The 13,468-nt window shown below is 58.9% G+C and carries 11 protein-coding genes; 8 read left to right on the forward strand and 3 right to left on the reverse strand.

Annotated elements, in window-relative coordinates; genetic code table 11:
- Positions 1 to 15: 15 nt before the first annotated feature.
- From ACKZ62_RS18620 to ACKZ62_RS18630, 3 genes are all read left to right on the forward strand, one after another.
- Positions 16 to 456, forward strand: a complete 441-nt coding sequence (locus ACKZ62_RS18620) for a CBS domain-containing protein (protein WP_032886648.1) — start codon at positions 16 to 18, stop codon at positions 454 to 456.
- A 9-nt stretch (positions 457 to 465) separates the two neighbouring features.
- Positions 466 to 1,311 (forward strand): NAD-dependent protein deacetylase, encoded by an 846-nt coding sequence (locus tag ACKZ62_RS18625; RefSeq protein WP_095186512.1) that lies wholly within the window; start codon positions 466 to 468, stop codon positions 1,309 to 1,311.
- Positions 1,312 to 1,824: 513 nt separating this feature from the next.
- Positions 1,825 to 2,154: a hypothetical protein gene (locus tag ACKZ62_RS18630; protein ID WP_032886651.1), complete on the forward strand. Its 330-nt coding sequence runs from the start codon at positions 1,825 to 1,827 to the stop codon at positions 2,152 to 2,154.
- Between the two features lie 61 nt (positions 2,155 to 2,215).
- On the opposite strand, the gene ACKZ62_RS18635 is transcribed toward ACKZ62_RS18630, so the two are convergent.
- Positions 2,216 to 3,121 carry a LysR family transcriptional regulator gene (locus tag ACKZ62_RS18635; protein ID WP_032886652.1) on the reverse strand — a complete coding sequence of 302 codons (906 nt, stop codon included), beginning with the start codon at positions 3,119 to 3,121 and terminating at the stop codon, positions 2,216 to 2,218.
- 132 nt (positions 3,122 to 3,253) lie between these two features.
- On the opposite strand from ACKZ62_RS18635, the gene ACKZ62_RS18640 reads away from it, so the two are divergent.
- The 3 genes from ACKZ62_RS18640 to ACKZ62_RS18650 are packed head-to-tail and all read left to right on the forward strand — an operon-like array spanning position 3,254 to position 5,841.
- Complete coding sequence (locus tag ACKZ62_RS18640) at positions 3,254 to 3,952, forward strand: CoA transferase subunit A (RefSeq protein WP_032886653.1); 699 nt, start codon at positions 3,254 to 3,256, stop codon at positions 3,950 to 3,952.
- Between the two features lie 36 nt (positions 3,953 to 3,988).
- Complete coding sequence (locus ACKZ62_RS18645) at positions 3,989 to 4,648, forward strand: CoA transferase subunit B (protein WP_032886654.1); 660 nt, start codon at positions 3,989 to 3,991, stop codon at positions 4,646 to 4,648.
- An 11-nt stretch (positions 4,649 to 4,659) separates the two neighbouring features.
- Positions 4,660 to 5,841, forward strand: a complete 1,182-nt coding sequence (locus tag ACKZ62_RS18650; RefSeq protein ID WP_447095643.1) for an acetyl-CoA C-acetyltransferase — start codon at positions 4,660 to 4,662, stop codon at positions 5,839 to 5,841.
- Positions 5,842 to 5,881: 40 nt separating this feature from the next.
- Here ACKZ62_RS18650 and ACKZ62_RS18655 read toward each other — a convergent pair whose 3' ends face one another.
- Entirely contained in the window at positions 5,882 to 6,301 is a 420-nt protein-coding gene (locus ACKZ62_RS18655; protein WP_447096970.1) for a PaaI family thioesterase, read from the reverse strand.
- 155 nt (positions 6,302 to 6,456) lie between these two features.
- On the opposite strand from ACKZ62_RS18655, the gene ACKZ62_RS18660 reads away from it, so the two are divergent.
- Positions 6,457 to 7,296, forward strand: a complete 840-nt coding sequence (locus ACKZ62_RS18660) for a DUF4349 domain-containing protein (protein ID WP_447095644.1) — start codon at positions 6,457 to 6,459, stop codon at positions 7,294 to 7,296.
- Here ACKZ62_RS18660 and ACKZ62_RS18665 read toward each other — a convergent pair whose 3' ends face one another.
- Positions 7,297 to 8,382, reverse strand: coding sequence for a DUF1615 domain-containing protein (locus ACKZ62_RS18665; RefSeq protein ID WP_447095645.1), 1,086 nt, complete (start codon positions 8,380 to 8,382; stop codon positions 7,297 to 7,299). It abuts the gene before it with no gap.
- Between the two features lie 245 nt (positions 8,383 to 8,627).
- On the opposite strand from ACKZ62_RS18665, the gene ACKZ62_RS18670 reads away from it, so the two are divergent.
- A complete protein-coding gene (locus tag ACKZ62_RS18670) occupies positions 8,628 to 13,454 on the forward strand; it encodes an RHS repeat-associated core domain-containing protein (RefSeq protein WP_447095646.1) in 4,827 nt (1,608 codons plus the stop codon).
- Positions 13,455 to 13,468: the final 14 nt, after the last annotated feature.

The raw sequence follows: 13,468 nt of genomic DNA on the forward strand, positions 1-13,468 counted from the left end.
ACCGGAGTGGCCGCCATGAAAACTGTCGCAGAAGTACTCAAAGCCAAGGATCTTAAAAACCAGGACGTCCACACCATCCAATGGGACCACACCGTGTTTGAAGCGCTGGTGCGGATGTCGGAGAAAAACGTCGGGGCCTTGCCGGTCGTCAAGGAAGGCGTGGTGGTGGGGATCATCAGCGAGCGCGATTACGCACGTAAGCTCATTCTCAAAGGTCTATCGTCGGTAACGACGCGGGTCGATGAAGTTATGAGTTCGCCGGTGATATGCGTCGACCCTCACAAAAAGGTCGATGAGTGCATGAATATCATGACCGACAGTCACCTTCGCCACCTGCCTGTGGTCGAAGAAGGTCAGCTGTTGGGCCTGTTGTCCATCGGCGATCTGGTGAAGGAAGCCATTGCCGACCAGGCAGACCTGATTAAACAGCTGGAGCAGTACATCCGCGGCGAATAGGGAGACCCCATGCTCGACAGCCAGGAACACCAGGAAGACCACCTCGACATCCTGCACCGGGCCATGGCCGAACGGCGCTTTCTGGTGCTGACCGGTGCGGGGATCAGCACTTCGTCGGGAATTCCCGATTACCGCGACAGCGAGGGCGTGCGCCGAGGCAAGGCGCCGATGATGTACCAGGAATTCCTGGCCACGCCACAGGCTCGTCGCCGTTACTGGGCGCGCGCGATGCTGGGGTGGCCAAGGGTACGCATTGCCACGCCGAACAAAGCGCACATGGCGCTGGCGACGCTGCAGCAACGCCAGCGCATCAGCGGGCTGATCACGCAAAACGTCGACACGCTGCATGACCAAGCCGGTAGTCACGACGTGATCGAACTGCATGGCAGCCTGCACAGGGTGCTATGCCTTGACTGTCAGCAGCGCAGTGATCGCAACGTCATCCAACGGTTGATGGAAGCCGAGAACCCCTATCTGGCGGGCGTTGATGCCGTTCAAGCGCCGGATGGCGATACCCTCCTCGACCCTGCGTTTGAAGAGCGCTTCCAAGTTCCCCGATGCCCCTATTGCCACGGTCAACGACTGAAGCCGGACGTAGTGTTTTTCGGTGAAAACGTCGCCACGGCAACGGCCGCCGCAGCGATGGCTGCGGTGGAACATGCCGAGGGGTTGCTGGTAGTGGGATCGTCGCTGATGGCCTATTCGGCATTTCGTCTGTGCAAGGCAATGGTCGAGCAAGGCAAACCGGTGATCGCCATCAACCTGGGCAAGACCCGTGGGGATGAGTTGTTGCAGATGAAGGTCCAAGCATCGTGCGAGGTATTACTGCCCTTGCTGGCGGAACGGCTTATCTGAAGTGTGGAACGCTCACCCCTGGATGCTCGCCACTAAAGCCTTCGAAGACCGAACCAAACCTCCAAAAAGTGACGCCCAAGTCACGTTATCCCGCATTTCCCCGTCCCCACAACGATTTATGTAGTGAATAAAAATAATCACTACACAACCGTTGACGTAACCTTTTTGTCCTTGCATTATCGAGACGTCTCCCGGATCGGGAGCGTTGGTAACAAGCGTTTTGAAAGAGCTCGTCTGACCGCCGAGCTGTTTTTTCCGGATGTGCACTGCCCAAAAGGCAGATTGATGAAGCTGACCCACCCCGGAGGGATGGGTACAAGGAGCTCAAACGCTGCTTGTCTTCGTTATGAAACCATTGCGTAGCAGTTCATCAGCAAGACTACATGCATCAGGTTCAAGACCCTGCCCGTACTCGGCAGACCGTCACTGACGCCCGGTTTTCAGAACCGGAGACAACTAAGCAGTTTTAACGGAATTAACTGATAGATCGCCAACTGGTCAAGGGGCTTACACATGAATCTGAACAACCAACCAACTATCGATGAATTGGCTGAGATGTTCGCAGCGCAGAAAGACACACTCGACGACCATATCTTGTGGATTGGCAAATCGGGCGAAGTGCAACTTGACTGCCTGGAGCCCAATACCGAAGAAGCCGAGTTTGACCGCAATAACCGTGAACTGGCAGCGCGCCTGAAGGTGTACCGCCGTGGCCAGGGTTATGTCGGCAAGAAGGCCGCGGCTGATCGCAACTTTATCGAGCAGGTCTTTCATACACTCAATACCGAATGGCAGAACCTTAAAGGCCAATCGCAAGTAAAAGTGATTGATAGATACTGCTGATCACTCAGCATTAAATATTAAAGCCCGCTCGTTAGTTCGAGCGGGCTTTTTAATTGCTGCCTTATAACAACGCCGGAAACCGCCCCTTCCCCGCTTCATCCCGAAAAATATCAAACAATACTTGCGCCGCCGCCGACAGCTCATGCCCAGGCTTGGTCAGCACACCAATCGGCCGCTCAATCACCGGGCTGTTTAAGGTGATGCAATGAGCGCCAGCCTCTTCCATCTGCTGGGCACACAACGCAGGCACGGCGCTGACGCCGAGGCCATTGGCAACCATCTTGCCAACCGTTGCCAGTTGATGGCTTTCCAGCGCCACGGGCAGTTTCATCTGCAACGCGCCCAAGTGCTCTTCCAGCATCACTCGTACCGTGGACGGTCGCTGCAACGTGATGAACGGCTGCTCCAGCAACGTCGCCCAATCGATCTCGGCACATTGCGCCAAAGGCGAATCACCCGGCACCACGGCAATAAAGCGATCCAAGTACAACGGTGTAAATGCCAAAGACGAGCCTTCCGACGGCTCAAATGCGACGCCCAGCTCCACCTGACGGTCGCGAACCATCTCCAGCACTTGCTCATTGATCAAGTCATGCACTGTCACATTCACTTGGGGGTAACGTGCACGGAATATCTTCAGGATCGGCGGCAGCAAATTGCCTGCAAACGATGGCATCGCCGCCACCGTGACCCGACCGCGTTGCAGCGTGAACCGTTGGCGCAGCTCATCTTCGGCATTGTCCCAATCCGCAATCAGCCGGCGCGCCAGGGGCAACAGGGATTCACCTTCCGGGGTCAGTGCAACGTTGCGGGTGTTACGGCTGAACAAACGGCCACCCAATCCTTCTTCCAGGCCCTTGATCGTCAGGCTCAGCGCCGATTGAGAGAGATGCAAGCGCTCGCAGGCGGCGGCAAAACTCAGGCTCTGGGCCACGGCGAGAAACGCCCGCATCTGCTTAACGGTCATGACGCTGCTCCGAGGGGGAATGAACTATGCTGTTTTTTAAATCAATCAACCTTAAAAAACAACTTAACAAATCAATCCGTCAGCGCAACACTCGGTTCACTGGCTGGACCACACACAATAAAAGAGGTGCATATGGCAGGTTTCGATAAACGCGTAGCGTCCTATGAAGAAGCGCTGGCAGGCCTGGAAGACGGCATGACCGTACTCTCCGGCGGTTTTGGCCTGTGCGGCATTCCAGAAAACCTCATCAACGAGATCAAGCGCAAAGGCACCCGCGACCTGACCGTCGTTTCCAACAACTGCGGTGTCGACGGTTTCGGCTTGGGCGTGCTGCTGGAAGAAAAACAGATCAGCAAAGTGATCGCCTCCTACGTGGGTGAAAACGCTCTGTTCGAGAAACAACTGCTCAGCGGCGAAATTGAAGTGGTCCTCACCCCCCAGGGCACCCTCGCAGAGAAAATGCGCGCAGGCGGTGCCGGTATCCCGGCCTTCTTCACCGCCACCGGTGTTGGCACCCCCGTCGCCGAGGGCAAGGAAACCCGCGAATTCAATGGTCGTCCGTACCTGATGGAAGAATCCATCACCGGCGACTTCGCCATCGTCAAAGGCTGGAAAGCCGACCACTTCGGCAACGTCATCTATCGCCACACCGCCCAGAACTTCAACCCGCTGGCCGCCACTGCCGGCAAGATCACCGTGGTCGAAGTCGAGGAAATCGTCGAACCGGGCGAGCTGGACCCGGCGCAGATCCACACCCCTGGCATCTACGTCGACCGGATCATCTGCGGCACGTTCGAGAAGCGCATCGAACAGCGCACCGTGCGCAAATAATCCGCCTCCAGCCCTAAGAATAAGAGGAACACAACCATGGCTCTGACCCGCGAACAAATGGCTCAACGCGTCGCCCGCGAAATGCAGGACGGTTTCTACGTGAACCTCGGCATCGGCATTCCGACCCTGGTGGCCAACTACATTCCCGAAGGCATGGAAGTCATGCTGCAATCGGAAAACGGCCTGCTGGGCATGGGGCCGTTTCCTACCGAAGAAACCATCGATGCCGACATGATCAACGCCGGCAAGCAAACCGTGACCGCGCGTATCGGCGCATCGATTTTCTCCTCTGCCGAGTCTTTCGCGATGATTCGCGGCGGCCATGTCGACCTCACCGTGCTTGGCGCGTTTGAAGTCGACGTACACGGCAACATCGCCTCGTGGATGATCCCTGGCAAATTGGTCAAAGGCATGGGCGGCGCCATGGACCTGGTGGCAGGCGCGGAAAACATCATCGTGATCATGACTCACGCGTCCAAGGACGGCGAATCCAAGTTGCTCAGCCAGTGCAGCCTGCCGCTGACCGGCGCCAACTGCATCAAGCGTGTCCTGACCGACCTGGCGTACCTGGAAATCGAAAATGGCGCTTTTGTCCTCAAGGAACGCGCACCAGGCGTCAGCGTTGAAGAGATTGTGAGCAAGACCGCCGGTAAACTGATCGTCCCGGACCACGTTCCAGAAATGCACTTCCAGTGAGGACAGATTCCATGCAAGACGTCGTGATTGTTGCTGCCACCCGCACCGCCGTGGGCAGCTTTCAAGGTTCCCTGGCCAGCATCCCGGCGCCGGAACTGGGCGCCGCCGTGATCCGTCGCCTGCTGGAGCAGACCGGCCTGGACCCGGCTCAAGTGGATGAAGTGATCCTTGGCCAGGTACTTACCGCAGGCTCAGGCCAGAACCCGGCGCGCCAGGCGTCGATCCTCGCCGGCCTGCCCCACGCCGTGCCCGCCCTGACCCTGAACAAGGTCTGCGGCTCAGGCCTCAAGGCTCTTTACCTCGGCGCCCAAGCCATCCGTTGCGGCGACGCGGACGTGATCATCGCCGGCGGCATGGAGAACATGAGCCTTGCCCCGTACGTATTGCCCGCGGCACGTACCGGTTTGCGCATGGGCCACGCCAAAATGGTCGACAGCATGATCACCGATGGCCTGTGGGATGCGTTCAACGACTACCACATGGGCATCACCGCCGAAAACCTGGTGGACAAGTACAACATCAGCCGTGAAGCCCAGGACGCGTTCGCTGCCGCATCGCAGCAAAAAGCCAGCGCGGCCATCGAAGCCGGGCGCTTTGCGGACGAAATCACACCGATCCTGATCCCCCAGCGCAAGGGCGACCCCGTGTCCTTCGCCGTGGATGAACAGCCGCGCGCCGGCACCACCGCCGAATCCCTGGCCAAGCTCAAACCAGCGTTCAAGAAAGACGGCAGTGTCACGGCCGGCAACGCCTCAAGCCTCAATGACGGCGCCGCAGCGGTGCTGCTGATGAGTGCCGACAAAGCCAAGGCCCTCGGCCTGCCGGTATTGGCGCGAATTGCCAGCTACGCCAACGCCGGCGTCGACCCGGCGATCATGGGCATCGGCCCGGTCTCGGCCACCCGTCGATGCCTGGATAAAGCTGGCTGGAAACTGAGTGACCTGGACCTGATCGAAGCCAATGAAGCCTTCGCCGCTCAAGCGTTGGCGGTGGGCAAAGAGCTGGAATGGGACGCCGAAAAGGTCAACGTCAACGGCGGCGCCATTGCCATCGGACACCCCATCGGCGCTTCAGGCTGCCGCGTGCTGGTGACCCTGCTGCATGAAATGATCAAGCGCGACGCCAAGAAAGGCCTCGCAACGCTGTGCATCGGTGGCGGCCAAGGCGTAGCCCTCGCCCTCGAACGCGGCTGATAATGCAGGAGGGGGCTTGCCCCCCTCCCACATCAGATCTTCATTGGGTGTCAGACTGAGGCACCGCAAACACCGCATTCGCCCGCGCCACAACCTTCTCCCCCACCTGCAAACTCACCGTCCCAAATGCCATCTGCCGCCCACGCTTGTGATGCTCCAAGCGCACGGTAATCCACTCGCCCACCTGCACCGCCCCCAGGTAATCCACGGTCATGCTCGCAGTAATCAGCGGCAACGGCGGCTCACTGGAAAACGCCATCGCGTAGCCCATGCCGATATCCGCCAGGGTTGCCAAGACCCCGCCATGCACCGTGCCGCGCCCATTGGCGTGGCGATTGTCGGCGCGCAGGCCGACTTCCAGTTGCAATCCCTCCCCCCGGCAATACGCAGGGCCAAGCAGGTCGAGTAATGGGCTGCTACGAGGCAGAGGGGCAAAACCTTCAGGCACGGCGCGAGCAATGGCAGTTCTTCCTTGGCGTCAGGTTTGACATGTACGCCACGCTCCAAACGGTAGCCATCACCATCAACTGCGCAAATCTTGCGCGATGCTTTGCGTTAATCCGCCAGACCCGCTTTAATCGCCGCCAATTTCCCCGCACACCTCAAGGAACTGCAATGCGCCATCCGGACGGCAACCTTAAATCGCTTCGCGTGCCACTGTTGATCTTGCTGACCGGCCTGGCGCTGGCCGGCTGCTCGCCCAAGGATCACTCTCGCGCCACGGTGATCAACGGTGAACAAGGCAAAGCCGGTGCCCAATTAGCCTATGAGCATGAATTGACCCTGGCCCTGCCCGGCGCCCTGCTCGCGCCAAGGATGCAGGCCACCCGTGAGGCGTGTGAAACAGCGAGGTTTGGCGCGTGCAATATCCTGGGTATCACCGAAGACGGTAGCGGTGGCGAGATCATCTTGCGCATCGCACCAATGGGTGTGGAACCGATAGTCGCCATGGCGGCTGAAGGCGGCACACTTGGCCAGCGCATCACTACCGCCGAAGACCTGGCCGACGCAGTTGCCGATGTAAACCGCCGCCAAGCCCGCCTGCAGGCCCAGCAACAACGTCTCGACGAACTGGCCAAGCGCAAGGACATCACCGTTAGCGACCTGATCGCCTTGAGCAAGGAACAGGCCGGCATTGAAAACGACCTGAAGGAACTTGCCCAGATTGCCGCCGGCCAGCAACGTCGTCTCGACACCAACCGCGTCACCTTGAACTTCCGCTCATCCGATGGCGCGAACCAAGCTTCACGCTTCAGCCGGATGTTCAGCAACCTGGGGACTAATCTGGTAGAGGGCACCGCAGATGCCTTGGAACGCGCCAGCTATGTGCTGCCGTTCGTGATCCTGGCGTTCCCGGTGGTGTGGTTGTGGGTTTGGCTGTGGCGTAAATTTGTCGTGAGGGGCAGGCGTCCTGTGGCCAGTGAGCGTCCTCTGGCCCCCTCGCCACAAAGGTGATCAGCGCTTCATACAGCGCTGAAACCGCTCATCCACCCGCTTGGCAAACCATGCCGTGGTCAGGTTGCGAGTGATCTTTGGACTCTTGAGCACGATGCCCGGCAGGATCGCCCGAGGCATCGGTTTACCAGCAGCCTTGTCAGCCAACGCAAATACACGCTTGTAAAGGGTGGTGTCCTCGAAATCCAACTGCTCGCCCTGCTCCAGTTGGCTGCGGATGCTGGGGTTACGCATGTCCAGCTTGGCGCCCAGGGAGCGCACCGCCAGTTCGGTGGTGCCCGGCAGCAGTGATCCATAGCGGATCAAGTCCCCATCCAGCGCCAACTCAGCCCCTGAAGCACGGCTGACCGCTGCCTGGAACGCCGCATTGCGGCTCGCATACCAGCCCGCGTTGAAGTCGGCAAAACGGTACAGCGGCTGGTCGTAATTCACCGGATAACCGAGCAAGTGGGCGATGCCAAAGTACATGCCGCCACGCCGAGTGAAGACCTCCCGACGAATCGTGCCGTCCACCGTGTAGGGATAACCCCGCGCCTGTTTCTGCGCAAAGTCGATGCTGACCTGCATGGGGCCAGCGGTGTGCACAGGGTTGAAGCCACCAAACAACGTATTGCCCAAGGGCACCATGCTGATGAAGTCGTCGAAGATGGCGCTGAGGTCGTTCTCCGTAAGTGCCGCACTCAACCGGTCGGCGTAGGACTTTCCGGTGGGCGACTTCAATTGCAGCGCGCTGCGCACCACGAAGGCCGGCACATGCACTTTGCCGGCGCGGCGCAGGATTTCGTCCTGGGCGATCTTGCCCATATTGGGTACGGGTGGGTCCACCTGATAAGTGGACTCCTGCTCAGTCACCGCCAGCACAGCGCAAATATTCTCGGTGCTGGGGTAGATCTTTTGGGTGTCGAAAGCGGTGTAGATGTCTTGGGCCCAACCATTGCGATCCGCCACCTTGGCTGGAAGCAGACGCACGATCTGCGCCTTCACCTCGGCCTCGCTGCGCTCCGGTTGCTGCGGACCGCGTGAAGTGGAGCAACCGGCCAGCACCAGCAAGGGGATGAGGCACAGGATCAGGCGGCGTGGGGACATGGGGCTTCCTCGAGGACGATGGGCCAAGCGTTGCGGATATTGACCGGTAAGTCTAACGCGGGTTCGCGTCCCTGCCTGCTGTATGACCGAAGGGGGGGAAACGCCGCGGAAACTTCCCACGCAAGCGCCGGATAAGCGCTACTCCCCGCTGCGGAAAACGCCTGCAAAGTCCCTCGCCTGAATACACAGTGCGAGGGATTGCAGATGGTTTTTTTCGTTAAGGCCCCAACTGATGGGGCTGTCTTTTGATTCCCGTCATTGCCAGCTTTGTCCTGGCACCCATGGATCCCGAGGCGCCGGATGTTGAGCGCGTCTTTGGGGACTTCCGTCATTGCCTGAACACCTTTGATACCTGGGCCGAAAGCTTCTGGAGCGGTTCGGCATTGGAAGTCAAGCAGGTCTTCAAGGTAGGGGACGAGGTGGCGCTGGTCGCGCCGGTTTCTTCCAAAGCCCCGAGCAAAACAGTTGCGATGTGCAGTGCCCAAGGCTCGTTGACCTTGGTGCATATGTTCGAAAGCACGCGCTTCGTGCCTATCGGCAATACGCCGGTGATGCTGCAAGCCATCGCGGCGGACGGCAGCCCGGTAGGTCTGCCGCTGTATCGAACCATCGGCCCCAGCGGCATCCTCGAAATCACCGAGTGTGATCGCAATCAGCCGTACCAAATCACCTTCTATCCCAACGTTTCCAAGGATCACGTCAAGGCGCTGTATGCGTCTTATCAGACGGTGATTGCGGGGTTGGAGGGTCGTCTGCGGGATGAGTGGACGGAGACGTTCCAACCCCAATGGCAAGACTTTGCCAACGCCACACCCTTGGAACGCAGCGCGATGCAGGGCGTGGCATTTTCAACCGGGATGGCCAATGCGCTCTACAACCTGTGGGACAACATCACCCAGCTCTATGACCTGCTCGCCGATCTCAAAGCGAATAGCGAGAAGCTGCTGCACTACCTCTCCCAGGCCGAGCTTGATGAGCTGCTGAAACAGGGTGCAGACGCGATTGCCAAGGGCTTGCTGGTGCTGAGCGATGAGCCACTGCTGTTCATCTATGTCTCGGCGATCGTCAGTTGGATACGTCTGCTACCGCCGCCAGACATGTATGAATTACTGGGCGAGATCACCGGTGAAGTGCTGATCAACCTGCTGCTGATGTGGGCGACGGCGGGCACAGGTGTGGCGGTACGCGTGGGTGCGCAGACGCTGAGTTCGATCAAATCCGGCCGCGCGCGGGCGTTGTTGGAGTTGCTGGCCAAGCAGCTTGTGGGGCCGAAGCTGGATACCCATGCCGAGGCGCTCAAGCCGTTGTTGTTGAGCAGTGCGGCGACGCCGATCAAGGCGGTGCCGGTTGCACCGTTGAAGGCTGGGGATCAGTTGATTTCCAACCCGGTGCCGGCGGTTCGTAACAGGACACAGAAGACGGCGTTGGTCAGGCAGGAGCCTGTCGATGATGTGCCTGCTGTATCGACGAATCCGAAGGGCGATGCAGCGGCTTGTTCGGATAAGACGGTAACCAACGGCTGCCCCGTGTCGATGGTTACCGGGGAGGAATTGCTCACGCTCACCGATGGCACGTTGGACGGGATTTTGCCGTTCGAGTGGACGCGGTTGTATCGCACCAGTGCGGTGGAAGTGGATTGTGGGCTGGGGTTTGGGTGGAGTCATTCGCTGGCGCATCGGCTTGTTGTGTCGGGCGATTCCGTGACGTGGACGGACCATGAAAACCGTGCGACCACCCTGCCCTTGCCGACGGTGGCTCGCCCCTCGATCACCAACAGCCTGGCCGAAGCAGCGATCTATTTAGGCGCGTCGCCGGATGAGTTGGTGTTGGCCCAGGCGTCGCGGTTTTATCACTTTCGCGACGGGGCGTTGGTCTCGATCAGTGATGCGTACGACAACCGGCTGCGGATTTCCCGAGACTTTTCAGGGCGCATTGAACGGCTGGATAACGGTGCGGGTTCTTCGCTGTTCTTGCGTTACGAGTCGGACCGCATCATGGCGGTGGACTACCAGATTCAGCGGGCCAAGGGACATGAGCCTTACGCCTGGATCACGGAGCAGAGTGTTGTTTCCTACGCCTATGACGACATTGGCCGATTGGTTTCGGCGACCAATGCGGTAGGCGAAAGCGAGACTTACCGCTACGACGATCAGCACGTGATTCTTGAGCGCGGTCTGGCCGGTGGGGCGAGTTTCTTTTGGGCGTGGGAACGGTCCGGCAAAGCGGCGCGATGTGTCCGGCATTGGGCCAGTTTTTCGCAGATGGATACGCGGTATGTCTGGGGGGACGACGGCAGTGTTGTCGTTCACAACGCCGATGATAGCCAGGAAATTTACGTCCACGACGACCGCGCACGGCTGGTGCAGCGCATCGATCCGGACGGCGCTAAGCATTTCAAATCCTACGATGCCCAGGGTCGACTGACGGTCGAGCAGGATCCGCTCGGTGCAGTAACGGCGTATCAGTACGACGATGCCGGACGTTTGGTGGCGCTGTTTCCTGGAGACGATGAGCCAACGTCCTACGAGCATGACAATGGCTTCGTACGGGTTGTAAGGCGTGGCTCAGCGGTCTGGAAGTACGAGCGTAACGACCAGGGCGACGTTACCCGCAGGACCGATCCCGACGGCCATATCACCGACTACAGCTACAACAAATACGGGCAACTGATTGGCGTTTGGCATCCCGATCACAGTTGTCAGCGGTTGGTGTGGAATGAACGCGGCCAACGGGTTGAAGAGCAACTGCCCAATGGTGGGATCAAGCGTTATCGCTACGACGACCTGGGCCGGCAGATTGCCCGCGAGGATGAACATGGCGCGCTGACCCAGTATCAGTGGGATGCGGTCGGTCGATTGGTTCGTATTGTCCTGCCCGGCGGCGCAACGCGGGAATACAGCTACAACCCCTACGGAAAAATCACCGCCGAACGCGATGAATTGGGGCGCATTACCCGTTACGAATACGCCGACGGCCTGCACCTGATCAGCCGTCGCATCAATGCCGATGGCACTCAGGTCAACTATCGCTACGACAACGTCCGCCTACTGCTGACCGAAATTGAAAACGAAGTCGGCGAAACCTACCGGCTGGATTACCACCCCAACGGCCTGATCCAGCAGGAAGTCGGGTTTGATGGGCAACGCACCGCCTACGTCTACGACCTCAACGGCAACCTGCAGGAAAAAACCGAACACGGCGACGACGGCAGTCAGCTCGTCACGCGTTATGAACGCGATTACGCCGGCCGCCTCGTAAGAAAAACGCTACCCGACGGCAGCAAGACCGATTACGCCTACGACCGCCAAGGCAATCTCCTCAGCGTCGACGACGGCCACTGGGCGCTGGCCTACGAGTACGACCAGCAAAACCGCCTCACCGCCGAGCATCAAGGCTGGGGCACCTTGCGTTATGGCTACGACGCCTGCGGCCAACTTCAACACCTGCGCCTGCCGGACAACAACCGCCTCACCTTCAACCACAGCAAAGGCGGCCACCTCGCCACCGTCGAACTCAACGGCAAAACCCTCACCTCGCACCTGTTCAAAGCCGGCCAGGAACACCAACGCCAACAAGGCCAACTGCTCAGCCACTACCACTACGACGACCAACACCGCCTGCACGCCCATGCCGTAACGCAGCAAGAACACCACCTGCTCCAACGCCAATACGACTACGACAGATCCGGCAACCTCACCCGCCTGCTCGACACCCGCAAAGGCGAACACCACTACCACTACGACCCACTAGGCCGCCTCACCCGCGCCGATCACTCCCAAGACCTACAGGAACGCTTCGGCCACAACCCGGCCGGCAACCTGCTCATGCACGACCGCCCCGGCCCCGACATCGTTGCCGGCAACCGCCTGATGATCCAAGGCGACCGGCATTACGACTACGACGCCTTCGGCAACCTCATCCGCGAACGGCGCGGCCGTGGGCACGCGCTGGTCACCGAATACCGCTACGACTGCCAACACCGGTTGATTGGCATTACCCAGCCTAACGGCCAAACCGCCAGCTACCGCTATGACCCGTTCGGGCGGCGTATCAGCAAAACCGTCGACGGTTTAACCACGGAGTTTTTCTGGCAAGGCGACAAGCTGATTGCCGAGCATCGTGCGGATAGCCACCGCAGCTATGTCTACGAACCCGACAGCTTCCGCCCGTTGGCACTGCTGGAAGGCTTGGGTCCTGAGGAAACCAAGCCCTACCACTACCAACTCGACCACCTCGGCACACCGCAGGAACTGACCGATCCAAACGGCGAAATCGTCTGGTCCGCGCACTACCGCGCCTACGGCCAGATCAGCCGTCTCGACAGAGGAAAAATAGACAATCCGCTGCGCTTTCAGGGTCAGTACTTTGATCAGGAAAGCGGACTGCATTACAACCGGCATCGCTACTACAATCCGGATGTTGGTCGTTACCTGACGCCAGATCCGGTGAAGTTGGCGGGGGGGATCAACGCGTACCAGTACGTGCCTAATCCTACGGGGTGGGTGGATCCGCTGGGATTGAGTACTTGTCCTAACGACAGATGTGAACCTAATGCGACTTCTGCCCATCCGAAGCCGAGCGCCAATGAGGGTACCCCCGCACTGCCCCAACTCGCTCGGACTGAACGACAGGCAAAAATAGACGAACTGACACAAGCAAATGCGAAACGAAAAGTGCTGAATTGGGAGCAAGAGTACAACATGCACGCTGCTGAAAAGCATGGTCCAGAGATACCAGACCATGCTTTGAAGCAACGATCCATCGACGGCACAAATCCAACCACTGGGAAGAGAGCACAAATTAACTCCAGTTCCCAATTTAAATCCTGGAAAATGCAGCTTCACGCTATAAATAAAGCGCTAGGCAGGATGCAGGGCAACTCGCCATCGCCTACAGGAATTGACATGAAGGGCAACCCAGTGGTGGTGGTTGAGTTACCCGACGCTGGACGAGGCTACAAACCCAACAGCAGGGACAAAAATAACCCTAGGTACATTGAGAGCATGGACAAAGCGGAGATCAGATTTGATAGAAAAAATCCAACTCGACCATTTACCGCATTTCCTAAGTGAGTAAGCAATGCTTA

The sequence above is a fragment of the Pseudomonas sivasensis genome (assembly GCF_052938085.1).